Origin of the sequence: Clostridium aromativorans, assembly GCF_020908015.1 — a bacterium.
Lineage (GTDB): Bacteria > Bacillota > Clostridia > Clostridiales > Clostridiaceae > Clostridium_B > Clostridium_B aromativorans.
On record NZ_JAJJPB010000002.1, the window covers coordinates 264100 to 290282 of the forward strand.

Here is a 26183-nt window from a genome sequence, read left to right on the forward strand (position 1 = left end):
AGGGCGTCCATTCTACTTTACCTTACTGATCTCACTGGATCATTTTAAAGGATATATAACCTTGTTTATTATAAAATAATTTTTTTTATATTTCAAGCTATTTTAAATAAATTTTATTCAATCTGTTCTATAGATGGCATTGAAGAATCCACATACAGTGTTTTATTGGTATAGTATATTACCATTCCTGGTTTTGCTCCATTTGGCTTATGTATATTTTTTATAGAGGTATAGTCTACAGCTACTTTTGAAGAGCCTTTAGCTTTACTATAGTAGGCTGCCAGCATAGCTGCTTCTTCCAGAGTTTTGTCTGGAACTGTACCAAAATTTTTTATTATTACGTGTGAACCGGGAATTTTCTTTGTGTGAAGCCATATATCCCTTTTATCTGCAAATTTAAGAGTAAGGTAGTCATTTTGGAGATTGTTTTTGCCCACATATATTTCTATTCCGTCGCTGGAAAGAAATTTCATGGGCTTAGAAACCCTGGATTTATTTCGTGAATTTGATTTTTTTAGTTTAATGTAGCCTGTTGCCATAAGTTCTCTTTTTATTTCTTCAATATCCTCATAGTTATCCAAGTTTTTTATATTGGTAATAACTGAATTCAGATATTCCAGTTCTTCATTTGCCATACTCAATTGTTCACTGGCAGCCTTTTTTGTCTTTTTTAATTTATTGTATTTTTTAAAATAATGCTGAATGTTTTCAGAAGGAGTTTTATTTTCGTCCAATTTTATATCTAGATACTCATTGTTGTTGTAATAATTTTGAACTTTTATATGGGAGAGCCCCTTTTTTATTTTGTAGATATTAGAGGTAAGCAGTTCTCCACAAATTCGATAAACATCTTTATCTAGAGCATCTTTAATATTTTGGTTTAAAATATTGATTTTTTTATGGCAGCGATCTAGATTTATATTTACAAGTTTTTGAAGATCAGAACTTCTGTTGTTCAATCTATCTGCTTTGTCCTTTTCAAAATAAAATTCCTCTACAAGTTTGGAAGGTGAGGAGTAGAGATTTTCTTTATAGCCGTCTAGATAGGTCAGATTGTCGCAATAAAAGTCTTTTACCACAGAACCTTTTTTGTAGGATACAAAGGAAAATTCGTGATTTTTAAGTTTGTTGAAGATCTTATTACTAAAACCATATAGTATAGTTGCACTTGTTTCATCGAAAACATTCAAGGTTTCAGATAGGTTCAATTCCTCCAATCTGTGAAATAACTCTTTTGAATATGAACTACTGACCCCTGTAAATGTCGAGGAGAAAAATTTTTTATCTATGTATTTTATGCGATTTTGTATAAATGTCTTGAATTCGTTTTTAGAAAAACGAAAAGGATTTAATTTATTTGAGGTCGGTGGAAATATATATTTAATTCCGGGGAATAGTGATCTGACGGTATTTATTTCAGGTGTTATGTGTTTTATACTGTCCATGATTAAATTGTCTCTCTGGCGAATTAGGGTAATATTGCTGTGCCTTCCCATTATTTCTACTATTAATGTGTAAATACTGTTAAATCCCAATTCATCAGAACTTTCAAAATCTAAGAATACAACTCTGTCTGTATCCAATTGTCTTATATTGATTAATTTTGAGGAGTTCAGATATTTTCGCAGTACCATACAAAACATAGGGGGCTGCAGGGGGTTCGGTTTATTTTTATCTGTAATGTGAATTTTAGGATATATCGGGCTGGAACTAATTGAAAGTTTATAGTTTTTTCTGTTGTTTTTCATAGTTAATAATATCTCATCCTTTTCAGGCTGATTGACTTTTTCAATGCGCCCTCCCAGCAGTTCACATTTCAATTCTTCTAAAATACTGTATATAAAAATACCATCTAATGCCATAATATCATCCTCTTTCTTATATTCTGTATTGGGTATTTAATAAATTATATCATCTAAAATTTAATAAATAAAGCTGATCGGAAGATTATGTATAGAATATTGCTTGCCTATGATTCCAGAGTACAACAGTTGTCATTGATAAAAAGTTGACACAGTAGTAAACTTAATTTATGTATGCAAAATTTTACGAAAGGATGAAATTTTAATATGAAATTTACTAAAATGCAGGGAAGCGGAAATGATTTTATAGTCATTGATGATAGAAAAAATAAATTTTTAGGTAAAGAGAGTAAGCTTGGAGTAAAGCTTTGTAATAGGCATTTTGGAATAGGGGCAGATGGTGTATTAATAGTTAGAGGAAGTAAAATTGCACAGATCAAGATGATAATAATTAATTCTGATGGATCTTATGCATCCATGTGTGGAAACGGCATAAGATGTTTTGCAAAATATGTATGGGAGAACAATATAGTAAAGGGTTCTAGTATAAGGATAGAAACGGGAGATGGAATAAAGGAAGCCTTTTTGAATATAGATGCAGATGAGGTTAAGGAAGTTACTGTTGATATGGGGACTCCCTCTTTTGTACCCGGTGAAATTCCAGCTGATTTTGAGGATGAAATTGTCAATAAGGAAATAGAAGCTAATGGAAAAATATATAAAATCACTTCACTGTTTATGGGAGTTCCTCATACAGTTATATTTGGCAGGCTGGAAAAATACCAGGTGAGAGAAGGAAAGTCTGTAGAAAAATATGCTGCATTTCCGCAGGGAACCAATGTAAATTTTTGTGAAATTATAGATAAAAATAATATCAAAGTAAAGACCTGGGAAAGGGGAGCAGGCCCTACTTTAGCCTGTGGTACAGGAAGCTGTGCTTGTGTTGTGGCTGCAAACAAGTTGAATTTTACTGATAAAAAAGTTAAAGTTACAGTACCCGGTGGAAATATATTGGTGGAAATAAGAGGAAATAATGTATTTATGACGGGTCCTGCAGAAGTTTCTTTTAAAGGGGAATATGATATGTAATGAAAATTTTCATGAAGATAATATTCTATACGGCGGTATTTTTAAATATTGTCACTTTGAGTGGATGTAGTACCAGGAATAAGTATAAAGGCGAGGTTATAAAAGAGCCAAATTATTCTGATGTTATAGTGATTAAAGATGGAGGAGATAAAGAGGATATATTTAATGTACATTCTAATCAATTAGTTAAAAATGGAACTGTCGATCATATCTCAGAAATGGTATATGATACTCAAAAATCTGTTTATGTATATCTGGTTGATAAAAATAAAACCCCAAAAATTGGCAATAAGGTAGTTGCGTTATATGGAAATACAAAAAGTGAAATCAAGGACTTTTTTGCTGTAAAAGATATAAAAATAAATCCTTCAGGAGATAAGATTGCCTATAGAGCTTTCAACAGTTCTTCTACTGACAGTGCGCAGGGTATGAAAGTATATGATTTGAAAAATAAAAAATATATAGAACTTAAATCTAAAGTTTTAGTTTCGGGGAATTTATATGAATGGCTGGACGATCATAGAATAATATATTATGGAAATATAGAGGGGCAAAGAAATTCTGATAAAGTATATCTATATGATCTCAGCAAAGACAGTGAACAGGTATATTTAAATGATACAAGGGGATATTGTATGTATTTTACCACTATAGGGGATGATCTGCTGTTTTCATCACGGAATCAGGATGAATTGGATTTATATTATTACAATCATAAAACTGGACAATTTAAGTTCTTAAGTGATGAGTTTGAACAGATATATGATTCTACGGTGGATAGTAAAAATGGCTGTGTATTTTTTATTGGAAAAAATGAAGAAAATATTGAATCGCTTTATAAATTCACACAAAAGGATGGCGGAGTTAACAGGATAACTTATGATTTCCCAGAAAATATTGCTGAGTACAGCGGTATAGCCCAGAGTAAAAGAGGAGATGTGTATTTTGTGGGAATGGTAAACAGGGGGAGCGGTGAAGATGTATTCATGTATAATATCAGAGATAAATCCATAAATATCATATCTGATCAGGAGGGAATATATAATATTTATAAAGAGAAGTGAAAAATATCACTTTATTTTGATTATAATTGATTAGAAAATATTTTATTGGGATATAATCTCAATAACAAATTATTGTTGAATACGATATTGTTGATTATATGTTTAGAACTGTATGTTGTTTGAAGTTTGTACTTTGTATTTTAAAATATAATAGAAAGAGAGAAATAATATGTTTTCCACAGAGATGAAAGAAGTAAACATTGATGAAATTTTATTGGAACCAGATATAGTGAAGAGGATACCTGAAGAGATAGCCAGAGATAATTGTGTGATTGCATTGAAGCGGGCTGATGAACAGATCATTATAGCTGCAGATAAAACTCCAGATATTAATTTAGTGGAGGAACTAAAGTTCATATTAGGTGTTGAATTGAGATTTGTTAAAGCTGACAGAAGAAAAATATACGATTTGATAAATACATATTATTGCAGGGAGAATTTACACCATGCATTGAAAGACATAAAGATGAATAAAAATACTTCACAGATGATCGGAGAAAACATTTCAGATATACATAAATTTCAAAGTTCCCCTGTAGTTAAGGCAGCTAATTACATAATAAATAAAGCCATAGATGAGAGAGCCAGTGATCTTCACGTAGAGCCCTTTCAAAAAAGTGTGACTATAAGGATGAGAGTGGATGGCATTATATATGAGTACATAAAAATACCTAGAAATATATATCCACTTTTATGTACAAGAATAAAAATAATGGCCCAGATGGATATAGCTGAAAAAAGACTTCCACAGGATGGAAAAATAAAATATACTAAGGGAAATTTCAATTATGATATTAGAGTGTCTACTCTTCCAACTATATATGGGGAAAAAGTGGTTTTAAGAATTTTATATAGGGATACTGAGATAAAAAATCTCAATATGCTTGGATTTTTAAAAGAAGATGAGACAAAGATAAAAAACATGTTAAACAGGAGTTCAGGTCTCATTTTAGTGACGGGTCCAACGGGAAGCGGCAAGACTACTACAGTTTATTCTATGGTGAGCAATATAAATGCTAGAGAAAAAAATATAGTGAGTATAGAAGATCCTGTAGAGTACACCCTGGACGATGTAAATCAAGTTAATGTAAATTCAAAAATAGGGCTTGACTTTGCCCGGGGACTCAGGAGCATTTTGCGTCAGGATCCGGATGTCATAATGCTTGGAGAGATAAGAGATGAAGAGACGGCACATATGGCTATAAGGGCAGCCGTGACAGGACATTTGGTTATAAGTACACTGCATACGAACAACTCTGCTGAATCCGCGATAAGACTTAAAGATATGGGAATACCGGAATATTTTATACGGGATGCGCTTGTAGGCATAATATCCCAAAGGTTGGTCAGAAAAATATGTCCTTACTGTAAAACAGAATACCAGGCTTCTCCAGAGGAAATTGTGAAATTGAATCTATCCTCTGAACAGGTTTTATACAAGGGAAAGGGCTGTGACAGGTGTAACCATAAGGCATACAAAGGCAGGACAGTGATATATGATATTTCATATGTGAATGATTATATGAGAGGTTTTTCAAAAAACAGTGTATTGAATGTTGAAAACAGCATAGAGGAATCAAGAGGGGCTACTATGAAGGAAAATTGTATGGAACTTGTTAAATCAGGTGTTACTACATATGAAGAGTTTCTCAGGATGTGCCTGTAGTAAAGGCGGTGGATATTATAATAAAGTACTGGGCAATAAATATGGAAGGTAAAAAAATCAAAGGTAAATGCGAAAGATATAAATTTGCTCAATTAAAAGCTTCTTTGAGAGAAGAAGAATATTATATATATAACCAGAGCAGTGTAAAAAATTACAGAAATGTATTTTTAAAAAAATCCAGCATGATGGATATAAGTGTATTGTGCAGCCAGATGAGCATTATGCTGGGGGCAGGAATACCTGTGTCTAAGACGCTTGATGACTTAGAAAAGCAGTGTGGTAACAATTCCGTAAAACAGACTTTGAAAGCTGTAAAAGAAGAAGTGGTAAAAGGAAAAGAACTGCATGAAAGTATGGCTCAGTTTAAATATGTATTTCCTGTATTTATGGTGGAAATGGTTAAAATAGGTGAAGAATCTGGAAGAGTGGATGAAATATTCAAAAAATTATCTGAATATTATGAAAAATGTTACAGCATAATATCTTCACTGAAAACTTCTCTCATATACCCTGCAATAACACTGGTAGTTTCAATATTTGTGCTGCTGTTTCTGATGGTTGATATAGTACCACAATTTATTGACATTATAATTTCTAATGGGAGTGAAGTACCAGTTCTAACAAAAATAGTAATGTACAGTTGTCAGTTTCTCAGACTGCACTATATTCAAATTTTAGCATCAGTGATTTTTATAGGGATAATATCCTATGGATTTAGAAAAAATTGCAGGGTGGCTGATATAGTAGAAAATATAAAAATTAGAATACCTTACTTCAATAAAATTTACAGTGATCTTATGATTTTTAAAATATGTTCTTCCATGGCTATACTCGTAAAATCCGGGGTAAATATAATTACGGCTCTTAAAATCACAAGTGAATTGGCGGGTCATGGTATTATGTCAAATAAAATGGAGAAGGCAATAAAGTATGTGGAAGGAGGTGAAAGTATATGTGAAGCAATGAGTAAGGCAAAAATAAATGATAAATTATTTTTATCTTTAATTAATACTGCTGAAAATACGGGAAATATAGATGTTATGTTTTTAAAGCTGGAGCAATTATTTGGGAATAAATTGGATAGGTGTTTGAAAAAGATGGTCAGGATTGTGGAGCCTATTATAATAATATTTTTGTCGCTGTTAGTAGGAATATTTGTTATATCAGCACTTATGCCTATCTTTACTATAATGGAGTCTACATTGTAATTTATAAATAAGATTGAAAGAAGGTAGTTGAAATATGACAGGAAAATTCAGGTATAGAAGAAAGAAAGGATTTACCCTCATAGAACTGATGTTAGTAGTTGCCATAATTTTAGTGCTTTTAGGGTTTCTGGTTCCTAAATTTTCTGCTTATCAAAATAAGGCTAAAATTACAAAGGCTGTTAATACGGCTAAGCAAATAGAAACGGCAGCTATGGCCAGTTATGGAGACAATGATGGAAAATTTGATGAGGTAGATGTAAAAAACTGTATATCCACCCTTACCTCCGCTGGAGAGACCGGTGTTGAACTGGGCAGTGATGATCAGAACATTACTGTAAATTATGAAAGTGACAAGGATACCTATACTTTGGAAATTGACGCTGCAGATAATTCCTACATAGTGAGAAAAGAAGGCATTGAGATATTTCCTAATGATGAAAATTAAAACTATGATTTCTGGAACCAAATCACGGGGTTTTACGTTAATTGAACTGCTCCTTACTATGAGTTTATTTTCTGTAATTTTTAGCTTTAGTTTGATCACTTTGGGGTTCTACAGCAAAATTACTAACGAGATAGATGTGGATTTAACTGACAATAATATTATAAATTTTATAAACAAATCCAAGGCTTATTGTAGAGATAATAAGAAAGAAGGAGGTTATATCTATTTTGATCAAGACAGTGAATGCATAACTTTTAACGTAGGTTTAAATGAAATATTCAATATGAGATTGCCGGAGGGATTTACTTTGAATGGGGTAAGAGATGATAACAGGATAAAAATAGATAACCGGGGAATAACTCAAGATGCCTGTAGTATAAAGTTTAAGGATAGAAAAGAAAAAATTCACTGCCTGACTATGTGTGTGGGCACTGCTTATGTGGAGATAAAGTACTGATGTGGAAGATAGGAAAAAATAATACAGCTAAAATAACAGTTAAGAAAGGATTTACCTTAATAGAAGTGCTGTGTAGTATAGTGGTTTTTTCACTGCTGTTTATGGCAGCTCTCTGTATACAGGTAAGTGCTGTCAAAGTAAAGAATTATAATCAAGGTGTAAACAGGTGTACATTGATTATGGAATATGTGAAAAATAATATTGAATATAATTTTAGTTATGAAGATGTTTTAAATTTATATGAAAAAGGCAGGGTATATTTAAACTGTGATGAGCTAAAGGTTGAAAATATGGAAAAAATAAAAGTTTATAATTCATTTTCTGATGTAAAGCCTGAAAAAGAGCCCTATATCATTTTAAATGTAACAGAAGGGGAGGTGTTAAAGATAAATTTACAATTTTGTAGAAAAATATATGGAAATATCAAGGTGGATAAATGTGAATTCTATAAGGGGAATTATAAAAGATAAAACGAAGTGTAGAAAAGGTTTTACAATTATAGAGATGATTATAGTTATAGCACTGGCAGCATCTATAACTACAGTACAGATAAGGGTCATATCAAAATACATGAGACTTCACAGGGAGGAAGTCAATTATAGCAGGGAGCTGTTTTATGTCAATGAAGCATTTATGATAATAGAACATCAAGTAGAGAGTGCTAAATATATTGATATAAAAGATAATATGATTGTATTGAGGAGATATGACGATAGAGGGTATGATTATATAAAAAAACATAATGATAATTATATTGTTATTTCCTATGGTTCCAACAATTCTTCTACTTTAAACAATATATTGAAAGGAATAGAGGATTTTAGGGTGGAGAAGTATGGAAGAATTTTTTACATATCTATAGATATGGGGAAAGGTAGTTCTTATAAAAGATGTTTTGGAATAGAAAGAAAAAAGCTGAAAGAGGGTTTATATTGATATATGTGGTTCTTATAGGATGTATATGTATTTTTATTTCCCTTGGATGCTACAGTATGGAGATGAACATTAGATCGAATAATTTGAAGGATTATAAAAAATGCCTCGAGTTGGACATAATTGAAAAACCTAGAGAATATCTTTTAACTAGGTTAAATAGGTATATAGTTGAAAATGTATCTTGTAAAGAAAACAATTTAAAAGGGAGTAGGTGCTCTTTAGATAATATCAAGATATATTTTGAAGAATGCTATATATATTATGATGAGAATATAGATTGCTTTAAAGCAGAATACATATTTAATGGAAAATTTTATAAAGAAGAGATTTATGAATACGAGCTTAGAGAAGGGAGATTTGTATGCAGTTGTGTAGATTATTCCTTCAGCAGGGAGTGTAAGTAAAATGCATAGAAAGGTATTTCTAGAAGTAAATGATACAGATATGGTGTATAGAGAAGTCCCAAATAAAAATTTTATATTCAATCTATTTAATAGTAGAGTAATTAATAAGAATATTGTTTCCATAAAGGGCATTAAAGTAAATTTAAAGAATAGAAATCTAGTTATTTTAGCTCATGGAGAAGAAGTATATGTGATGCTCATGAAATTACCCAGAGTAAGCAGAACAAATATCTTTAAAATTATAAGGGAAGAACTTAAAAATAAATTTAAAAAAACCGATGATATAATGTTTTCCTATGATATAATCAGGCGCTGTAAATATAACCTGGAGGTAATGGTGTTCTGTATGAATTACCGTAACGGGAAAGTGATAGAAGAATGTCATAACGCCGGATTCCATATTGCCGGCATAGTGCCAATTCAATTTTATATTTGGGAAAATTATAAAGATAAAATAAAAAGTGAAAATTATATATTTGTATTAATGAGAAATGAGGTTTTATATTTTATAGCATGTCATAAATGTAAAATGATATTTAACAATGTGTTTAAAAATATAAAAAAGGATGACTTTTTTGATATTCTAGAACAATTTCAAATGAAGCTGAGTATTTTGATGACTGATTTTAAATTTACATATATATATTTTGTGGGTTTTCCCTATAAAGATACAATAGAAGAAGTATCTAAACAGTATATATGTAAAGATTTTGGAAAATTCATTGTAAAGTGATATTTAAGGTTTGTATGTTTTCTCATTTGACATTAATAATAGAAAAAAATAGGTATTTAAAATATTTAAGTGAGAGGTAGTTAATGTGAAGGGATTATATTTTTTACCTCAGTGGTATAAAGAAAGAGTAAAAGCGGAAAAAGGCAAAAAACTTAAATTTACGGTTGTATTGCTCTTGATAATAAATTTGCTGCTTGTAAATATGTTTATAGTAAATAAAAATAAACTGACCAATTTGGATGGTGAATTAAAGAATTCAGTATCCAGAAAAAGTTCTGTACATTATAAAAGCGGTACATTTGAATGTTTTTTAAATTTTTACGAATACATATGGAAGGGAAAAACTTTTAAAGATATAAGTATTCAAAATAAAGATATAAATTTCAATGTAGAAGGTGAGGAAAATTGTCTTTCACTGATCAAAAATATAGAGAACACAAATAAATTTATAATAAAAGATTTAAAATGTTTAGAGATTACGGACGGGGAAAAGAAAATCTGGCAGATTAATTTAAGATTAAAATAATAGGTGGAATGATAATAATGAAAATGGCAAATAATATATTTAGATTTACCATATTAGCTCTGATCTGCAGCTGTGTGTTTTTTTTATCAAAGAATTATGCTCTTATTAAAGATTTAAATGAAAAAAACGGAGTTCTTCAATTACAAGAGAATAATTTAAAGAAGAATTTGAAGAAGACGAGTGGAATAAGTTACAGTGATGTTTTACAGAAATTAAATGGTATAGAGGGGGTGCAAATATTAAATTTTTCAAGAAGTAGTGAGGGAAAAATAACTGTAAATGTTGAAATAACAGGTGATAAAACTAAAGTTGTGGATGCTTTCAAAAAAATAAGTCAAAAAGAAAATTTTTATAGTATGGATAATATTACAATGGAACAGGACAGATATGAAAATTTAAAAGCAAGGACAGATATTAATTTTGTACCCTGAATAGGCATTTAAGTTTGCAAATAATCACAAATTTTGATAAAATAACATTGTTTGAGTGTAACAATGGAATAAATGTGATTATTTATGAATTGATGCTGCCTTATTATAGGAGGAATTGCAATGTTTAAAAAGAGGATTGCGAAATTAAGAGAAGCTATGGGTAAAAAAAAATTGGATTCAGTTTTGTTGATGGGAGATCCAAATAGAAATTATTTAAGTGGATTTACGGGCAATGAAAGTTTTTCACTCATAACACAGGAAGAGGCATTCTTTATAACGGATTCGAGGTTTACAGAACAGGCTTCAGAACAGGTAAAAGATTATAAAATTTTAGAATATAGTAAAGGTATGTCCTTTGTAGATTTTTTATCAGACTTAATAGATAAAAATAATATTAAAAGGCTTGGGTTTGAGGAAAACATAGTTTCCTACAGCCAATATGTGGTTTTTAACAGTAAATTGAATTGTCAGCTTGTTCCTATGGAGGGAATTGTAGAAGAAATAAGAATAGTAAAAGATGATGATGAAATAAAGTTAATGGAAGGGGCTGCTGCTATTGCAGATAAGGCCTTTGCACATATGGTAAATTTTATAAAATCAGGCATGACAGAGAGAGAAATAGGACTTGAATTGGAATTTCATATGAAAAAGTTAGGAGCCAGTGCTCTTTCATTTCCATCTATAGTGGCCTCCGGAGTGAGATCCAGTCTTCCTCATGGTGAAGCTACTGAAAAAGTGATAAAAAGAGGAGAGTTTTTAACTCTGGATTTTGGCTGCATTTATAAGGAGTACTGTTCTGATATGACAAGAACAGTTGTGATAGGTGAACCTTCAAGGGAAATGCTTAAAATATATAATATAGTTTTAGAGGCTGAACAATTGGCCTTAAAAGAGTATAAGCCTGGCATTCCAGCAGTGGAGGTGGATGCCGTTGCAAGAAATTATATAAGTGGAAAAGGATACGGGAAGAATTTTGGCCACAGCCTGGGTCATGGAGTAGGCAGAGAAATTCACGAGGCACCTATAATTGGCTATAAAAATAATAGAAAATTGGAATCAGGTATGGTGGTCAGCGATGAACCTGGGATATACATACCGGGTTTTGGTGGAGTTAGAATAGAAGATTTGCTTGTAGTAACTGAAGATGGTGGTAGGGTTTTGTCAAAGTCGCCTAAAAATTTAATATGCATAGATTAAGTCAGCAATATTACTATGGTTAAATAGTATTTAATGATATATAATGTTAAATGGATAATAGATAGATTTATAAAGAGTTTATAAAAAATTGAATTAGGATTAAAACAGGTCGAATAAGAATGAGAAAGGGGTTAAGCCGTTATTTCAAATACTAATTTTAGAGGTAATTGAAGTTGTAGGGTGGATTTTACATCCGAATTTACGTCCCTGGAGTGTGAGACCTGACGTAGGATAGCTGTAACAGCTAGATTTCGGGCACTATGAATGGGAAAATAAGCTTGAATTAGAGCTTATATAAGACGGTAGGCAGAAAATGATATCAGCAGGAGATTTAAGAAAAGGAACTACTTTTGAACAAGATGGACAAGTGTATACAGTAGTGGATTTTCTCCATGTGAAACCGGGTAAAGGAGCAGCATTTGTAAGAACAAAATTAAGAAATGTTATCACGGGAGCAGTTACTGAAACTACTTTTAATCCTACTGCAAAATTGCAAGAGGCAGTTATAGAAAGGAAAGAAATGCAGTATTTATATTCGGATGGTCAATTGTATTATTTTATGGATCAGGAAACTTTTGAACAAATTCCATTGGAATATGAAAAGGTAGAGGATGCAATAAAGTTTTTAAAAGAGAACATGTTTGCCATAATAAAGTTTTATAAAGGGGAGGCATTTTCTGTAGAAGCTCCGAATTTTGTTGAGTTGCAAGTAACTCATACTGAACCGGGAGTTAAGGGAAATACTGCTACTAATGTTTTAAAACCAGCTACTGTGGAAACGGGGGCAGTTGTGTCCGTACCTATATTTGTAAATGAAGGTGAAACTATAAGAATTGATACAAGGACTGGAGAATATATGGAGAGAGTTTAGTAAATACTAATAAATAAATAATATTTAGGAAGTGATGTCATGGAATCCATTAAATCTAAAGTATCTTATATTAGCGGGCTGATGGATGGGCTAAAAATTGATAAAAGTACAAATGAAGGGAAAATTTTTTTGAAGATTTTAGATGTACTTGAGAGTATGGCAGAAGAGATAGAAAATTTATCTGAGGCTCAAAAATATACGGAAGACTATATGGATGCCATAGATGAGAACTTAGCATATTTACAAGATGATCTGTATGATGAAGACTATGAGGCATATAGGGATATGGTTGGAAATTTTGAAGAAGTTAAATGTCCAAATTGTGACGATACTGTGTATATAGATAAAGACATATTGAAACAAAAGGAAAATTTAACTTGTCCCAATTGTCATAACAATATACCTATTGGGGATAACAGTGTTAGTGATGATAGTAAAAATTAAATTACGTATAATAAAAGATCCTGTTAAGGTTACATACTTTAACAGGATTTTTTATTTTATTTTTATTTATATGGAATAATTTTTTAAAAATGAAAATAGGAATTAATATAAAGAAAGGAGATGAGAAAGATATATACTAAGGAGATATTAAACATTTTACCGGAAAATTTAAAGACTGCTATTGGAGATTTAATAAAGTCCCCTTATTTACAGGAAATAAGGATAAGGGTCAATAGATCCTTAATACTCCAATTAGGATTGAAAGAGGTTGTGTGTGGATATATACCCAGGATGGAAGATCTAAAAATAATAATTCAGAGAATGAGCAATTATTCTATATATGCCTTTGAGGAAGAAATTAAGCAGGGTTATATAACTATCAAAGGCGGTCACAGAGTGGGTATATGTGGGAGATGTATTATTGAAAAAGGTGAAGTTAAGACCATAAAAGATATAGCATCTATAAACATCAGAATATGTAGGGAAATTGTCAACTGTTCTGATTCCATTATGAAGTTTTTGACAAGAGAAGATGAGATAATAAATACTATAATAATTTCACCTCCTAAGGGTGGAAAAACCACTCTTATAAGAGACATTGTGAGAAATATATCTGGAGGTATGCAGAATATAGGCCTTACGGGTAAAAAAATATGTGTAATAGATGAGAGAAGTGAAATAGGGGCTTGTTTTAATGGGATTCCGCAGATGAATCTGGGAATTAGAACTGATGTACTTGATGGATGCCCCAAGAGTCAGGGCATAATTATGGCTATTAGAAGCATGTCACCGGACGTCATAGTTTGTGATGAAATTGGAACTTATAAGGATATGGAAAGTATTCTAACAGCATTGAATTCTGGAATAAGCTTGATTGTAACTATTCATGGTTATGGAATAGAAGATCTGTACGGAAGGCCGGTTTTTAAGGAAATAGTGGATAATAAAATATTTAAAAGGGCCATAGTATTGAGCAGCAGAAAAGGTTCCGGTACAGTTGAATATGTGTATGATTTTACAAATAGTTCTGTAATATGGAGGGGATGAAATGCTGAAGATTTTGGGGTATATTATGATAATATTTGCTTCCACTGGAATAGGATTTACTTACGGAGGAATTTTCAAAAAAAGGGTGGAACAATTAAAAGAAATGCAGAGATGTATTCATCAGCTTCAAAATGAAATCATGTATACGCATACTCCGCTGCCGGATGCCATTTTAAATACAGCGTTAAAAAGTATTGATCCCATTAAAGATGTTTTTAAAGATATATCATCTATGCTTTACAGTAATTCCGTTGACAATGTATATGAGGCTTTTAAATGTGCATTTAGTGATAAAAGAGAAATTTTAAGTTTGAAAAATGAAGATATATCTGCAATATTGGATTTATCAAAAACACTTGGAGAATCAGATATAGAGGGACAAAAAAGAATGTTCTCACTGACTTTGGACAACATAAAAAATCAAATTGAAGTTTCAAAAATTGCAATGAATAAAAATTTAAAGATGTATAGGTGTCTTGGGTTTTCACTGGGAGCTGTGATAGTGATAATTTCAGTCTGAGTGGCAATATGTGTGTATTTAGATAAATTCCATAAGAAATGAAAAAGGGGAGAAAATCAAATGATGGACATAAGTTTAATTTTTAAAATAGCTGGAGTGGGCATAATTGTCATACTTATAAATAAAGTGTTAGAGGCCAGCGGCAAAGGTGATTATGCAGTGTTGACAAATCTTACTGGAATTTTAATTGTACTTATGATGGTGATAGATTTGGTGAGTAAATTGTTTAATGCCGTCAGGACTATGTTTCAGCTTTAGGAGAAGATTATGGAGATAATTAAAATAGTAGCTTTTGCCTTTATTGCCTTGTTTATAACTCTTCTGTTTAAGGGAAAAAGAGATGATATAGCAGTATACATAAGTATAGTTGCCGGAGTTATTATATTTTTATTTATGATAACAAAGATAACAGCCATACTTCAATTTATCCAGCAGTTGGCAGTTAAGGCAAATATAGATTTTGTTTATTTAACTACTGTATTTAAAATACTTGCCATTGCGTATCTGGCTTCTTTTTGCAGTGAAATATGTAGAGATGCTGGACAGGGAAATTTAGGAGCAAAGGTTGAATTTGCAGGTAAGATTTTAATTTTAGTACTTGCAATTCCTATACTTATGGCTGTGTTACAGTCAATTTTAAAAATTATGTAGGTGTTAATATGAAGAATGTTATAGTGAGTTTACTTGTAGGTTTATTTTTAAGTTTAATAATGGGCTTTAATGTACAAGCTTTTGACACCAATACAGTGAACACCAATATACAGGATAATGCCCAACTGGAGAATACATCTCAAAATGGAACGGGAAATAAGGAAAGTGAAGCTCAAGAACAGCAAATTGAAAATTTTTATAACTATATATCCAATATGAAAACAAAAAATGAAGTTTTAAAAGATCTGGATGCAAAAGATTATGTGAAGAATTTTATAAAAAGTGGAGATGGGAAAATATCACTTAAAAAAATCATGAATATACTGATATCCTATGGACTTAGGGAAATGTCAGCATGTATAAAACTTTTGGTGCTTTTGATAGTCATTGCACTCATATGTGCACTGCTCACAAATCTACAGAGAGCCTTTAGCGGTGAGGGATTATCCAATATAGCTTACTTTGCCTGTTATTCACTTATTATAATAATAATGGCAAAGAGTTTTTATATAGGGGTGGATATCGCCAGATCCACCATAAAGGAAATGACAGATTTTATGGTAGCACTTATACCAATACTTATAACTCTAATAGCGGCCGTAGGTGGATTTGTGGAAGCTTCTATTATGGATCCAATTATAATAGGCGCTATTAACATAAGTGCAAATTTGTTTATGGATATTATAATACCGATAATATCTATGTCTTTTGTACTTCAGTTTGTGAACAATTTATCTTCGGAATATAAGATAGATAAGCTTACTAAACTTTTAAATCAATGTGCACTGTGGGCTCAGGGGATTATAATGACCGTATTTATAGGTATTGTGACTGTAAGGGGCATAACTTCAAAGAGCATCGATGAGGTTACTGTAAAAACGGCTAAATTTGCAGTGGACAATTTTGTACCAGTAGTTGGTAAAAGCCTTTCAGATGCAGTGGCCACTGTAGCAGGATATTCCTTTTTGCTGAAAAATGCACTGAGCAGTCTAGGGCTTTTGATCATCATTATCATATTACTTTTTCCTATAATTAAATTGATTATTATGATAGTTTTGTATAAGATCACTGCAGCTCTTATAGAACCCATAAGTGACGGAAGACTGGTAAATTGTATAAATTCTGCAGGAGATTCTCTTATTCTTGTAATGGCCTGTTTAATATGTGTGTCTGTGATGTTTTTTATAATGATAGCCATGCTGGCATCGGCGGGAAAGGTTATGATGTGAAGGAAGGTGGAGATGCGTGCTTCAATCTTTAAGAGAATGGCTGATAAGTGTATGTACTGCTGTATTTTTTATAATAGCAGTGGAGATGATTCTCCCGGATAACAGTATGAAGAAATATTGTAAATTTGTACTGGGACTGATTCTTATTACAGTATTTATCAATCCCATAATAAAAGTATTCAATAGGGATTTTAATATAAACAGCTATACTGAAAAAGCCGTGGAGGACTTTAATAAAGATTTTGGGACTAAAGAATCTTCCAGTGAATTTGACAAGTATAAGCAGGAAAATATATCAGAGACTATAGAAACCTTTGAGGCAAACTTGCAGAACAGCTGTGAGAAAAATCTTGAAGAAAAATATCCGGAGGGAAAATATGAAATTAAAGTGGGAGCAGGGTATGATGAGAAAAATAATATGGTATATATAAAAAATATAAATGTAAAAATTAAAAATGGCAATGTAGAAAAAATAAAAAAGGTTGAGATAGGTGGTGAAACTGCATCTGTAGATAATTTGAATTCTGAAAATAGTCAAAAGGCTTCAGAGATAAAAACTTATTTAAGCCAGGAATTAAGTGTATCTAAGGATATTATACACGTAAATTCTTAGTAGGAGGTAAATCTATGAATTTAAAAAAATGGTTAAACAAAATTACCAAAGACAATAATCACAAAATCCATACTGACAAGAAGAATATTATAAATTTAGCCATAGTGTTTCTTATGGGAGTGCTTATAATTGCTGCTGTCAGCCTTTTTAGCGATTACGGTAAGAACACCTCCAGCAGCACTTCTAGCAGCAATATAAACGGTGATAACGGACAAAGCAATGGGGGAAATCAAAACCAAAGTCAAAGTGAAGCCTCCCAAAATGGTTCTGATAATTATGAAAAATCTATACAGGATAATCTGAAAAATACACTGGAGCAGATAGATGGTGTGGGGAAGGTAGAAGTTATGGTAAGTTTTGAAAGTGGAGAGGAAAATGTGCCGGCAGTTAATATAAATGACTCAACCAATACTACAGAGGAAAAAGACAATTCAGGTGGAACGAGAAATACCACTCAAAAAAATAACGGCAGTACAGTAGTAACCACAAATGATGGCAGCAAGTCAGAACCTCTTATACTTAAAACTTATAATCCAAAAGTAATGGGGGTATGCGTTGTGGCTGAAGGAGCTGAAGACAAGGTAACTGAACTTAGAATATCCAAAGCTGTTACTGATTTATTTGGAATATCCCAGGATAAGGTGAATGTATATCCTATGAAAAAATAGTATATAAATATATCTTTGTGCATATAATTTTTTTAGAAGGTAGATGGGGGGAATTGAAAATGAATAAAAAACAAGCTGTTATTATTGTGACTCTTTTAGCATTGATTATCTGTGTTGGAGTTGTTGCTACAAAATTAAATAGTCCTATAAATTATGTAAATGGAGTAGACAATGAAAGCGGCAAAAGTACCATATCTCTTAACAACAACAATACTAAGAATACAACACAAACTCAGTCTAAGTCCCAGTTTTTTGAGGAAACAAGACTTACCAGAGATCAAAAAAATGCTGAAACTCTTCAGACTTTAAAAAGTCTCATAGATGATACTAATGCATCCAAGGAAAACCGTGCAGATGCAGAGAAAAAGTATACTGAATTGGCAATGAATACGAATTATGAGATGAAAATAGAAAATATTCTAAAGAGCAAGGGATATGAAGATGTGATATGTTCTATAGAAGATAACAAAGTCAGAGTAATAGTTAAGGGAAAGAATAAATTGTCAGATAAGGATACAAGAGTGATAAAAGATGTAGTCATGAGTGTGTCTAAGATTCAAGATGTGGAAATAGAAGTTAAACAGGGTTAAAGGACGTAGAGTATTACATAAAATAAGTAATTGTAAAAAAAATATTCCTTTGCTATAATATATATAACGTGGGTCTTTCGATGATGTGAAAATCTAGGAGGTGCAACAATGGAAGAAAATACGAATAATGAAATAGATATGGGTATTGTAAAAATATCTGATGAAGTTGTAGGTGTGATTGCGGGCCTTGCTACTACTGAGATAGATGGGATAGTTGGAATGAGTGCCAGCCTTGTGGGAGGAATTACTCAAATACTGTCGGGTAAAAAAAATTTATCTAAAGGTGTTAAAGTAAATGTAGGCGAAAACAGTGCAGCTATAGATTTATATGTGGTAGTGGAATATGGAGTTAGAATTCCAGATGTAGCTTTGAAAGTTCAAGAAAATGTAAAAAGGGCAGTTGAATCTATGACGGGCCTTGATGTTTCGGCTATAAACATACATGTACAAAATGTTATGATTCCCAAAACGGAAGAAAGTAATGATGATGTAGAAGAGTGAAATAGGTAGTGCACCCGCTGATTTAAGGGTGCACTATTTTTATACAAATAAACTTGAACTAGTATATTAGTTTAAGTATAATTGTATCTGAAATGACAATAATTATTTTTATAGGCTACATTTAAGTAGGAGGAAAAAATGAATAGAAAGAAATCCAGGGAATTGACTATGAAATTATTATTTCAAATGACTATAAATAAAGAAAAATCCAGTAATATCATAATGAGTTTAAAGGAAAATGCCGTGGGAGAAGAGAAAAATTCAGCAGAGTATAATCAGGAAGAATTCTATGGAGAAAAAATCAGTGATTTAAAAGATTTGGACACACAGTATATAATAAGAGTTCTAAAGGGTATAGAGGAGAACAAGAATACTATTGACAAAGAGATTGAAAAGTATTTGAGAAAATGGAAATTGGACAGATTATCTAAAGTTGATGTGGCAATTTTGAGAATTTGTACTTATGAATTTTTATATGAAAATAGCATACCAGAGAAGGTGTCCATAAACGAGGCTATAGAACTGGCTAAAAAATATTCTTCAGATAAATCTGCATCTTTTATAAATGGCGTGCTTGGAAATATGATAAGGGAAAAATGATAATTGGATAAAAATGTGTAAGAATAAGATATTGAGAGGATAAGTGCTATGTACATTAAGACGTTGACGGTGTCTGATATTAATAGATACATAAAGAAGGCATTTGACAGTGATTTTATACTTGCCAATTGTTCTATTAAAGGAGAAATTTCCAACTTTAAACTTCACAGCAGCGGACATATGTATTTTTCTTTAAAGGATGAATACAGTAGAATAAATTGTGTTATGTTTAGAGATTCAGCCAGCAAATTGAATTTCCTGCCTGAAGATGGCATGAAAGTTGTAGCTAAAGGGAGAATATCTGTTTACGAAAAAGAAGGAGTATATCAGCTTTATTGCAGTGAAATGAAACCGGATGGCATAGGAGAATTGTACATGGCTTTTGAAAAGTTGAAAGCTGAGTTGGATAAAAAGGGTCTATTTGATGAAAGACATAAAAAGAAAATACCAGCTTGCGCTTCAAAAATAGGTGTTATTACTTCGCCTACTGGAGCGGCTATAAGGGATATAATAAATGTTACTAAAAGAAGAAATGATAAAGTGAAGATTTTAATTTATCCAGCATTGGTACAGGGAGTAAATGCCAGTGAAGATATAATAAGGGGTATTTATAAATTGAATTCTATAGAGGATGTGGAGCTTATAATTATAGCTAGAGGAGGAGGCTCTATAGAAGAACTTTGGTGTTTTAATGACGAGAAGCTGGCAGAAGCCATATATAATTCGAAGAAGCCTATAATAACAGGAGTCGGACATGAGATTGACTATACTATAGCGGATTTTGTATCGGATAGGAGGGCACCAACTCCCTCTGCTGCTGCTGAAATTGCAGTATTTAACATGGATGAATTCTTGCAGAGGCTGTTAAATTATAAAAATGTGATCTCTAATTATATCGGGAACAGAGTAAACAGTGAAAGAGATAGATTATTTCTGTTGAAAAAAAGTTTGGAATCCTATAATCCCATGGTCTATATAATAAATCAATATGAAACTATAGATAAGTTTAAACAAATGTTGAATTTAAAGATGAATACAAAGGTTAATGAAGAAAAGGAGAAGCTCACTAAAATAAATTCTCTGCTTTCAGCCCATAATCCGTTAAATGTATTAAACAGAGGATATTCTATAATAGAAGACGAACATAATAATGTAATAAATACTATAGAGGAATTGAATAAAAAAAAGCGGGTTAAAGTCATAATGAAAGATGGAGATGGTGAATTCAAATTTAACCGCATCTAAAAAAGGAGGGTAATTATGCCTAGAAAAAAGGAAAGTTATGAAAGTATCATGCTGGAGTTAGAGAACATAGTAAATTCAATGGATACAGGCGGATTATCTTTGGAACAGAGCTTAAAAAACTATGAAGATGGAATAAAACTCTGTAATAAATTGTATAAAATGCTAAATGAAGCAGAAGGAAAGATAAAAATTCTTACTGAAGAGGGAGAAAAAGATTTTAAAGAAAAAGACAACCTTCGGATAAATAGTAAATAGTAATAGGAATGAGGAGAGTTTATTAATGAAAGTCAATAATGGTATAGTTGAAAAACTAAAAGGTGAAGTGGATGAATATTTAAAAGACTATATGAAGGGAAAAGGTTCTTATAATAAAAGAGTGTATGAAGCTATGGAATACAGCTTAAATGCGGGTGGGAAGAGAATAAGGCCTATATTATTCCTTTTAACTTATATGCTCTACAGGGATAATTACAGTGAAGTGATAGATGTAGCAGCATCTATAGAGATGATACATACTTATTCTCTGATTCATGATGATCTTCCGGCTATGGACAATGATGATCTGAGGAGGGGTAAGCCCACCAATCACAAAATATTTGGCGAAGCCATTGCCATGCTGGCAGGAGATGGACTTCTAAATGAAGCCATGAATTTGATGTTCAGGCATTGTATTGGAAGGGGACAAAATGCTTTAAAGGCCTGCAGTATTATTTCTGAAAGTGCAGGTGCTGAGGGAATGGTGGGCGGTCAGACAGTGGATATATTGAGTGAAAATACTGAGATACCAATAGATCAACTTTATTATATGCACAGCAAAAAGACCGGGGCTCTTATAAAGGGCTCTATAATTTCAGCAGCAGTACATGCGTCTGCCGACAAGCAGGATATAAGCAAGTTGGGGTATTATGGTGAAAAATTAGGATTGGCCTTCCAAATAAAGGATGATATATTGGATATAACAGGAGATACTGCTGTTTTAGGTAAAAAAACGAAGAGTGATTTGGATAATAATAAAACTACTTTTATAACCACTTATGGATTGAATAAATGCAGGGAAATGTGTAATTCAATTACAGGTGAATGCATGGATGTACTGAAGGAAATTAAAAAGGATACATCCCAGTTAGAGAATTTAACTTTATTTTTATTAAATAGAGAAAAATAATTTTCTGTGTAAAATATCTGTAAAGTGATTTTATTAATAAAAAAGGATAGATGAAAATGCTTAGTTTGCTGGATAGATATAAAGATATAAATGATATAAAAAAAATGTCTCTTAACCAGAAAAAACAATTTGCTGTGGAAATCAGGAGATTTTTAATTGACAAGGTATCTAAGACAGGGGGGCACCTGGCTTCTAATTTGGGAGTTGTAGAACTTACATTGAGTTTGTTCAGTGCATTTGATCTAAATCACGATAAACTTATATGGGATGTAGGTCATCAAGCTTATGTGCATAAAATTCTAACAGGGAGAAAGGATAGTTTTGATACTTTAAGGCAGTTTGGGGGAATAAGTGGATTCCCTAAAAGAAATGAGAGTGTATATGATTTTTTTGAAACCGGGCACAGCAGCACTTCCATATCTGCAGCCCTTGGTATGGCAAGGGCAAGGGATCTAGAACACAAGAATTATAATGTGATTGCAGTCATAGGAGATGGAGCCTTAACAGGAGGAATGGCGCTGGAAGCTCTAAATGATGTGGGATACAGGAAGACAAAACTTATAATAGTATTAAATGACAATCAGATGTCCATAGGGAAAAATGTAGGGGGAGTATCTAAATATCTGAATAAAATCAGGATAGATCCTAAATATAACAAGTTTAAAAAAGAAGTGGAAAATAAGTTAAAAAAGATACCGAATATTGGGGAAGGAATGGCAAAGTATCTTGAAAAACTCAAAAATGGAATAAAACAAATGGTTGTTCCGGGAATGTTTTTTGAGGATATGGGGATAAAGTATCTAGGCCCCATAGATGGACATAATATAAAAGAACTTACGGAAGTTCTTAATTCAGCTAAAAAACTAAATAATCCAGTTCTCATACATATAATAACCAAAAAGGGGAAAGGGTATGAGTTCGCCGAAAAGAATCCAGGCAAATTTCATGGAATAGGTCCATTTAATTGCAACAGTGGGGAATTGGTGAAAACTTCAATCAATACCTATTCTAAAACCTTTGGAGCTGAAATGAGCAGTCTGGCAGAGAAGGATAAAAGAATAGTAGCCATAACTGCTGCCATGAGGGATGGTACAGGTCTTAAAAATTTTGCAGAAAGATTTCCAAAAAGATTTTTTGATGTGGGTATTGCAGAACAGCATGCAGTTACGCTGGCGGCAGGAATGGCCAGTTCAGGTTTAAAACCTGTTTTTGCAGTTTATTCTACTTTTTTGCAAAGGGCTTATGATCAGCTGCTTCATGATGTATGTATGCAGAATCTTCCCGTAGTTTTTGCAGTTGATAGATCCGGCATTGTAGGAGAAGATGGAGAAACCCATCAGGGCATATTTGATCTGTCATATCTGACTCAGATGCCAAATATGACTATCATGTCGCCTAAGTGTATAGATGAATTGCCTTATATGTTAAAGTGGGCATTGAAACAAAATTTTCCTATAGCTATAAGATATCCAAGAGGAGGGGATGATATACTTCTTAAACCATTGAAAAACTTTAATATTGGAAAATGGGAATATGTATCAGGAAAAGGTAAAATAGCATTGATAGCTCAGGGCAAAATGGTACAGCATGCAGTTTTGGCATCGCAGAGGCTTAAAGAAAGGGATATAGATATTAAAATTATAAGTGCCTGTTTTGCCAAACCAATTGATAAAACCATGCTCAATCAATTAATAGAAGAAAGAGCAACCATTATAACCATTGAGGATAATGTAGTAAGAGGTGGATTGGGCTCCTATATACTGGAATATGTAAATACCAAAGATAATAAAATTAAAGTGGTAAACTTAGGATTTCCAGATGAATTTGTGCAGCATGGCAAAGTTGACATTTTATATAAATTGTATGGATTGGATGCAAGGGGAATTGAAAGTGCTGTACTTAAAACAGAAGCATTGAGCCATGTATTTTAAAGGTGTGAGGGAGTTTATTATGTCAGAATCAAAAGAGAGGTTGGATGTACTTCTGGTAAATAAAGGTGTATTTCCTTCCAGAGAAAAAGCCAGGGCAAGCATTATGGCTGGAGAAATATTTGTAAATGGGCAGAGAGTGGATAAGTGCGGACAAAAAATAAAAGAGAGTTCAAATATTGAATTTAGAGGAGAAAAACTTCCCTTTGTAAGCCGTGGAGGATTAAAATTACAAAAATCTATAGAGAAATTTCACATAAATTTAAAGAATAAGGTTTGTGTAGATGTAGGTGCATCTACAGGTGGATTTACTGACTGTATGCTTCAGAATGGGGCTAAAAAAGTGTTTTCCATAGATGTGGGGTACGGGCAGTTTGCCTGGAAGCTCAGAATAGATAAAAGGGTAGTTTGTATGGAGAGAACCAATATAAGATATGTAACTCCGGATCAGATAGGAGAAGCTGCTGATTTTGCCAGTATAGACGTTTCTTTCATATCGCTAAAAAAAGTTATACCGGCAGTTATGAATTTATTAAAAGACAATGGCAGTGTAGTGGCACTTATCAAGCCGCAGTTTGAAGCAGGAAGAGAAAAAGTGGGGAAAAAGGGTGTTGTTAGAGAAAAATCGACGCATATAGAAGTTATAAATGATATTGCAAAATTTTTAAAAGAAAAGGGTTTGAAAATAATTTTATTGGATTATTCTCCCATAAAAGGTCCCCAAGGGAATATAGAATATCTCATATATTTTACTAAGAAAAAGGATTTTAATGGATTATTTAAAGACGAGGATATAATTAAAATAGTAGAAACATCACATGGTGAGCTCAATGGGGAGGAACTATGAAAAATATAGGTATTAATGTCAATACAACAAAAGACTTGAATAAACAAATGTTGAACTTTATAATAAAAAATATACATAATATAGATAATAATGTCAATATAAACGTATATGAGGACTGCGTAGGATTGGATGAAAATGAAAGCAATAGATTAGATGTGATTATAGTATTGGGTGGAGATGGCACTATACTGAATACATCTAAAAATGTACTTAAATCAAAGACACCTATACTGGGAATAAACATAGGACATTTGGGATTTTTAGCTCAGGTGGAGATAAGTAACGTCAAAGAAGCCTTAAATAGACTGTTTATGGGAAAATATACAGTAGAGGAAAGAGATATGATACAGTGCAGTTATGATGATGGGAATGGCGTTAAAAGCTATGATGGTCTGAATGATGTAGTACTGTGTAGAAAAGTCGATTCAGGTATACAGAGATATGATATCTATATAAATGGTGCTTTCTACAATACATTTAATGGGGATGGTATTATAGTATGTACGTCCACAGGTTCCACTGGCTATAATTTATCTGCAGGAGGCCCCATAATACACCCATCTTTAGATGTACTGTGCCTGACGCCTATGTATTCACAATTTTTAACTGCAAGAACTATTATACTGGACAGCAGGTCACGTATAAGCATAACATCGAAAAAAAAATTTGAGAATGTATATTTATCCGTAGACGGCCAGCAGTGTATTGAAGTAAATGGGTTTGGACCTATAAAAATAGAAAGATCTCAAAACAAGAGAAAACTTATTAAATTTGACAATAATGATTATTTTAATACACTTAAGGAGAAAATTACATTTAAGGCAAAAGGATGTGAAGGTGAGATATATGAAGGTAACTAGGCATGCTAAAATATTGGAAATCATTAATTCAAATGATATTGAAACCCAGGAGGAACTTGCAGAAAAACTTAAAAAAAGTGGAATGAATGTAACGCAGGCAACTGTTTCAAGAGATATAAAGGAATTAAAGCTTATAAAGGTACTGGCTGATAGTGGACGATATAAATATGCCACTATATCGCATACGGAAAATGTTCTGTCAAATAAACTTATAAATATATTTTCTCAAACAGTTATAAGTGTTGAAAATGTAAATAATTTTGTAGTGATAAAGACCATTTCAGGTTCTGCTCCGGCGGCAGCAGAAGCTATTGATTCACTGAATTTTATTGGAATAGCGGGAACCTTAGCTGGGGACAATACTATATTTGTCATGGCAAGAGATAATGAAAAAGCTCTAAGTATAACTCAAAGGATGAAAAAGATGATTTCTGGATAGGAGGGTT

General features: G+C 32.2%; 33 protein-coding genes. 32 read left to right on the forward strand and 1 reads right to left on the reverse strand.

Annotated elements, in window-relative coordinates:
* Positions 1 to 113: 113 nt before the first annotated feature.
* Complete coding sequence (locus tag LN736_RS04000; RefSeq protein ID WP_150356026.1) at positions 114 to 1862, reverse strand: Rqc2 family fibronectin-binding protein; 1749 nt, start codon at positions 1860 to 1862, stop codon at positions 114 to 116.
* 207 nt (positions 1863 to 2069) lie between these two features.
* Between LN736_RS04000 and dapF the strand changes: the two genes are divergently transcribed.
* The 32 genes from dapF to LN736_RS04160 all read left to right on the forward strand — a co-directional run bounded on the left by dapF (position 2070) and on the right by LN736_RS04160 (position 26176).
* Complete coding sequence (dapF, locus tag LN736_RS04005) at positions 2070 to 2891, forward strand: diaminopimelate epimerase (protein ID WP_150356027.1); 822 nt, start codon at positions 2070 to 2072, stop codon at positions 2889 to 2891.
* Entirely contained in the window at positions 2891 to 3955 is a 1065-nt protein-coding gene (locus LN736_RS04010; protein WP_229980908.1) for a beta-propeller domain-containing protein, read from the forward strand. The genes dapF and LN736_RS04010 overlap by 1 nt, the downstream gene beginning before the upstream one ends.
* 169 nt (positions 3956 to 4124) lie before the next feature.
* On the forward strand, positions 4125 to 5621 hold the full coding sequence (locus LN736_RS04015; protein WP_229980909.1) for a GspE/PulE family protein: 1497 nt from the start codon (positions 4125 to 4127) through the stop codon (positions 5619 to 5621).
* A complete protein-coding gene (locus tag LN736_RS04020; RefSeq protein WP_229980911.1) occupies positions 5612 to 6829 on the forward strand; it encodes a type II secretion system F family protein in 1218 nt (405 codons plus the stop codon). The genes LN736_RS04015 and LN736_RS04020 overlap by 10 nt, the downstream gene beginning before the upstream one ends.
* Positions 6830 to 6863: 34 nt before the next feature.
* Positions 6864 to 7274 carry a type II secretion system protein gene (locus LN736_RS04025; protein ID WP_150356533.1) on the forward strand — a complete coding sequence of 137 codons (411 nt, stop codon included), beginning with the start codon at positions 6864 to 6866 and terminating at the stop codon, positions 7272 to 7274.
* A complete protein-coding gene (locus LN736_RS04030) occupies positions 7261 to 7731 on the forward strand; it encodes a type II secretion system protein (protein WP_229980913.1) in 471 nt (156 codons plus the stop codon). The genes LN736_RS04025 and LN736_RS04030 overlap by 14 nt, the downstream gene beginning before the upstream one ends.
* Entirely contained in the window at positions 7731 to 8201 is a 471-nt protein-coding gene (locus LN736_RS04035; RefSeq protein WP_229980915.1) for a type IV pilus modification PilV family protein, read from the forward strand. Before LN736_RS04030 ends, LN736_RS04035 begins: the two co-directional genes overlap by 1 nt.
* Entirely contained in the window at positions 8170 to 8667 is a 498-nt protein-coding gene (locus LN736_RS04040) for a type II secretion system protein (RefSeq protein ID WP_229980917.1), read from the forward strand. Before LN736_RS04035 ends, LN736_RS04040 begins: the two co-directional genes overlap by 32 nt.
* Before the next feature lie 5 nt (positions 8668 to 8672).
* The gene (locus LN736_RS04045; RefSeq protein ID WP_229980933.1) at positions 8673 to 9071 is read left to right on the forward strand and encodes a hypothetical protein; all 399 of its coding nucleotides are present in this window, start codon (positions 8673 to 8675) and stop codon (positions 9069 to 9071) included.
* A gap of 1 nt (position 9072) precedes the next feature.
* On the forward strand, positions 9073 to 9804 hold the full coding sequence (locus LN736_RS04050) for a hypothetical protein (protein WP_150356529.1): 732 nt from the start codon (positions 9073 to 9075) through the stop codon (positions 9802 to 9804).
* An 85-nt stretch (positions 9805 to 9889) separates the two neighbouring features.
* Positions 9890 to 10330, forward strand: coding sequence for a hypothetical protein (locus tag LN736_RS04055; protein ID WP_150356528.1), 441 nt, complete (start codon positions 9890 to 9892; stop codon positions 10328 to 10330).
* 17 nt (positions 10331 to 10347) lie between these two features.
* A complete protein-coding gene (locus LN736_RS04060) occupies positions 10348 to 10761 on the forward strand; it encodes a hypothetical protein (RefSeq protein WP_150356527.1) in 414 nt (137 codons plus the stop codon).
* Between the two features lie 120 nt (positions 10762 to 10881).
* Positions 10882 to 11958, forward strand: coding sequence for a M24 family metallopeptidase (locus LN736_RS04065; protein WP_150356526.1), 1077 nt, complete (start codon positions 10882 to 10884; stop codon positions 11956 to 11958).
* A gap of 313 nt (positions 11959 to 12271) precedes the next feature.
* Positions 12272 to 12829: an elongation factor P gene (efp, locus tag LN736_RS04070; RefSeq protein ID WP_150356525.1), complete on the forward strand. Its 558-nt coding sequence runs from the start codon at positions 12272 to 12274 to the stop codon at positions 12827 to 12829.
* Positions 12830 to 12868: 39 nt separating this feature from the next.
* Entirely contained in the window at positions 12869 to 13273 is a 405-nt protein-coding gene (locus tag LN736_RS04075; protein WP_150356524.1) for a CD1247 N-terminal domain-containing protein, read from the forward strand.
* Between the two features lie 129 nt (positions 13274 to 13402).
* Positions 13403 to 14320, forward strand: coding sequence for a stage III sporulation protein AA (gene spoIIIAA, locus LN736_RS04080; RefSeq protein WP_179978271.1), 918 nt, complete (start codon positions 13403 to 13405; stop codon positions 14318 to 14320).
* A gap of 1 nt (position 14321) precedes the next feature.
* Entirely contained in the window at positions 14322 to 14840 is a 519-nt protein-coding gene (gene spoIIIAB, locus LN736_RS04085; RefSeq protein ID WP_150356522.1) for a stage III sporulation protein SpoIIIAB, read from the forward strand.
* 60 nt (positions 14841 to 14900) lie between these two features.
* A complete protein-coding gene (gene spoIIIAC / locus LN736_RS04090; RefSeq protein ID WP_150356521.1) occupies positions 14901 to 15098 on the forward strand; it encodes a stage III sporulation protein AC in 198 nt (65 codons plus the stop codon).
* A gap of 9 nt (positions 15099 to 15107) precedes the next feature.
* On the forward strand, positions 15108 to 15491 hold the full coding sequence (gene spoIIIAD, locus LN736_RS04095; RefSeq protein WP_150356520.1) for a stage III sporulation protein AD: 384 nt from the start codon (positions 15108 to 15110) through the stop codon (positions 15489 to 15491).
* A gap of 8 nt (positions 15492 to 15499) precedes the next feature.
* Positions 15500 to 16720: a stage III sporulation protein AE gene (gene spoIIIAE, locus LN736_RS04100; RefSeq protein WP_179977187.1), complete on the forward strand. Its 1221-nt coding sequence runs from the start codon at positions 15500 to 15502 to the stop codon at positions 16718 to 16720.
* Between the two features lie 16 nt (positions 16721 to 16736).
* Positions 16737 to 17333, forward strand: coding sequence for a stage III sporulation protein AF (spoIIIAF, locus tag LN736_RS04105; protein WP_150356518.1), 597 nt, complete (start codon positions 16737 to 16739; stop codon positions 17331 to 17333).
* A gap of 14 nt (positions 17334 to 17347) precedes the next feature.
* Positions 17348 to 18001, forward strand: a complete 654-nt coding sequence (spoIIIAG, locus tag LN736_RS04110; protein WP_150356517.1) for a stage III sporulation protein AG — start codon at positions 17348 to 17350, stop codon at positions 17999 to 18001.
* Between the two features lie 59 nt (positions 18002 to 18060).
* Entirely contained in the window at positions 18061 to 18591 is a 531-nt protein-coding gene (locus LN736_RS04115) for a SpoIIIAH-like family protein (RefSeq protein ID WP_150356516.1), read from the forward strand.
* Between the two features lie 108 nt (positions 18592 to 18699).
* Positions 18700 to 19092, forward strand: coding sequence for an Asp23/Gls24 family envelope stress response protein (locus LN736_RS04120; protein ID WP_150356515.1), 393 nt, complete (start codon positions 18700 to 18702; stop codon positions 19090 to 19092).
* A gap of 138 nt (positions 19093 to 19230) precedes the next feature.
* On the forward strand, positions 19231 to 19692 hold the full coding sequence (gene nusB, locus LN736_RS04125) for a transcription antitermination factor NusB (RefSeq protein WP_150356514.1): 462 nt from the start codon (positions 19231 to 19233) through the stop codon (positions 19690 to 19692).
* A gap of 48 nt (positions 19693 to 19740) precedes the next feature.
* Positions 19741 to 20937, forward strand: coding sequence for an exodeoxyribonuclease VII large subunit (gene xseA, locus LN736_RS04130; RefSeq protein ID WP_150356513.1), 1197 nt, complete (start codon positions 19741 to 19743; stop codon positions 20935 to 20937).
* A 15-nt stretch (positions 20938 to 20952) separates the two neighbouring features.
* Positions 20953 to 21192 (forward strand): exodeoxyribonuclease VII small subunit, encoded by a 240-nt coding sequence (locus LN736_RS04135; RefSeq protein ID WP_150356512.1) that lies wholly within the window; start codon positions 20953 to 20955, stop codon positions 21190 to 21192.
* 25 nt (positions 21193 to 21217) lie between these two features.
* Positions 21218 to 22102 (forward strand): polyprenyl synthetase family protein, encoded by an 885-nt coding sequence (locus tag LN736_RS04140; protein WP_150356511.1) that lies wholly within the window; start codon positions 21218 to 21220, stop codon positions 22100 to 22102.
* A 56-nt stretch (positions 22103 to 22158) separates the two neighbouring features.
* On the forward strand, positions 22159 to 24033 hold the full coding sequence (gene dxs, locus LN736_RS04145) for a 1-deoxy-D-xylulose-5-phosphate synthase (protein ID WP_229980919.1): 1875 nt from the start codon (positions 22159 to 22161) through the stop codon (positions 24031 to 24033).
* A 19-nt stretch (positions 24034 to 24052) separates the two neighbouring features.
* On the forward strand, positions 24053 to 24877 hold the full coding sequence (locus LN736_RS04150; RefSeq protein ID WP_150356509.1) for a TlyA family RNA methyltransferase: 825 nt from the start codon (positions 24053 to 24055) through the stop codon (positions 24875 to 24877).
* A complete protein-coding gene (locus LN736_RS04155; protein ID WP_150356508.1) occupies positions 24874 to 25737 on the forward strand; it encodes an NAD(+)/NADH kinase in 864 nt (287 codons plus the stop codon). The genes LN736_RS04150 and LN736_RS04155 overlap by 4 nt, the downstream gene beginning before the upstream one ends.
* Positions 25724 to 26176 carry an arginine repressor gene (locus LN736_RS04160; RefSeq protein ID WP_150356507.1) on the forward strand — a complete coding sequence of 151 codons (453 nt, stop codon included), beginning with the start codon at positions 25724 to 25726 and terminating at the stop codon, positions 26174 to 26176. Before LN736_RS04155 ends, LN736_RS04160 begins: the two co-directional genes overlap by 14 nt.
* Positions 26177 to 26183 lie beyond the last annotated feature (7 nt).

Bases quoted from the DNA above. Each gene is read 5' to 3' on its own strand.
- nusB (WP_150356514.1), top strand. From the start codon at position 19,231: ATGAATAGAAAGAAATCCAGGGAATTGACTATGAAATTATTATTTCAA.
- LN736_RS04060 (WP_150356527.1), top strand. From the start codon at position 10,348: ATGAAAATGGCAAATAATATATTTAGATTTACCATATTAGCTCTGATC.
- LN736_RS04050 (WP_150356529.1), top strand. From the start codon at position 9,073: ATGCATAGAAAGGTATTTCTAGAAGTAAATGATACAGATATGGTGTAT.
- LN736_RS04025 (WP_150356533.1), top strand. From the start codon at position 6,864: ATGACAGGAAAATTCAGGTATAGAAGAAAGAAAGGATTTACCCTCATA.
- spoIIIAG (WP_150356517.1), top strand. From the start codon at position 17,348: ATGAATTTAAAAAAATGGTTAAACAAAATTACCAAAGACAATAATCAC.
- LN736_RS04010 (WP_229980908.1), top strand. From the start codon at position 2,891: ATGAAAATTTTCATGAAGATAATATTCTATACGGCGGTATTTTTAAAT.
- LN736_RS04140 (WP_150356511.1), top strand. From the start codon at position 21,218: ATGAAAGTCAATAATGGTATAGTTGAAAAACTAAAAGGTGAAGTGGAT.
- LN736_RS04150 (WP_150356509.1), top strand. From the start codon at position 24,053: ATGTCAGAATCAAAAGAGAGGTTGGATGTACTTCTGGTAAATAAAGGT.
- LN736_RS04155 (WP_150356508.1), top strand. From the start codon at position 24,874: ATGAAAAATATAGGTATTAATGTCAATACAACAAAAGACTTGAATAAA.
- LN736_RS04160 (WP_150356507.1), top strand. From the start codon at position 25,724: ATGAAGGTAACTAGGCATGCTAAAATATTGGAAATCATTAATTCAAAT.
- spoIIIAB (WP_150356522.1), top strand. From the start codon at position 14,322: ATGCTGAAGATTTTGGGGTATATTATGATAATATTTGCTTCCACTGGA.
- LN736_RS04000 (WP_150356026.1), bottom strand. From the start codon at position 1,862: ATGGCATTAGATGGTATTTTTATATACAGTATTTTAGAAGAATTGAAA.
- LN736_RS04065 (WP_150356526.1), top strand. From the start codon at position 10,882: ATGTTTAAAAAGAGGATTGCGAAATTAAGAGAAGCTATGGGTAAAAAA.
- spoIIIAE (WP_179977187.1), top strand. From the start codon at position 15,500: ATGAAGAATGTTATAGTGAGTTTACTTGTAGGTTTATTTTTAAGTTTA.
- xseA (WP_150356513.1), top strand. From the start codon at position 19,741: ATGTACATTAAGACGTTGACGGTGTCTGATATTAATAGATACATAAAG.
- LN736_RS04115 (WP_150356516.1), top strand. From the start codon at position 18,061: ATGAATAAAAAACAAGCTGTTATTATTGTGACTCTTTTAGCATTGATT.
- LN736_RS04075 (WP_150356524.1), top strand. From the start codon at position 12,869: ATGGAATCCATTAAATCTAAAGTATCTTATATTAGCGGGCTGATGGAT.
- dapF (WP_150356027.1), top strand. From the start codon at position 2,070: ATGAAATTTACTAAAATGCAGGGAAGCGGAAATGATTTTATAGTCATT.
- spoIIIAD (WP_150356520.1), top strand. From the start codon at position 15,108: ATGGAGATAATTAAAATAGTAGCTTTTGCCTTTATTGCCTTGTTTATA.
- LN736_RS04135 (WP_150356512.1), top strand. From the start codon at position 20,953: ATGCCTAGAAAAAAGGAAAGTTATGAAAGTATCATGCTGGAGTTAGAG.
- dxs (WP_229980919.1), top strand. From the start codon at position 22,159: ATGCTTAGTTTGCTGGATAGATATAAAGATATAAATGATATAAAAAAA.
- LN736_RS04030 (WP_229980913.1), top strand. From the start codon at position 7,261: ATGATGAAAATTAAAACTATGATTTCTGGAACCAAATCACGGGGTTTT.
- spoIIIAC (WP_150356521.1), top strand. From the start codon at position 14,901: ATGATGGACATAAGTTTAATTTTTAAAATAGCTGGAGTGGGCATAATT.
- efp (WP_150356525.1), top strand. From the start codon at position 12,272: ATGATATCAGCAGGAGATTTAAGAAAAGGAACTACTTTTGAACAAGAT.
- LN736_RS04035 (WP_229980915.1), top strand. From the start codon at position 7,731: ATGTGGAAGATAGGAAAAAATAATACAGCTAAAATAACAGTTAAGAAA.
- LN736_RS04120 (WP_150356515.1), top strand. From the start codon at position 18,700: ATGGAAGAAAATACGAATAATGAAATAGATATGGGTATTGTAAAAATA.
- LN736_RS04015 (WP_229980909.1), top strand. From the start codon at position 4,125: ATGTTTTCCACAGAGATGAAAGAAGTAAACATTGATGAAATTTTATTG.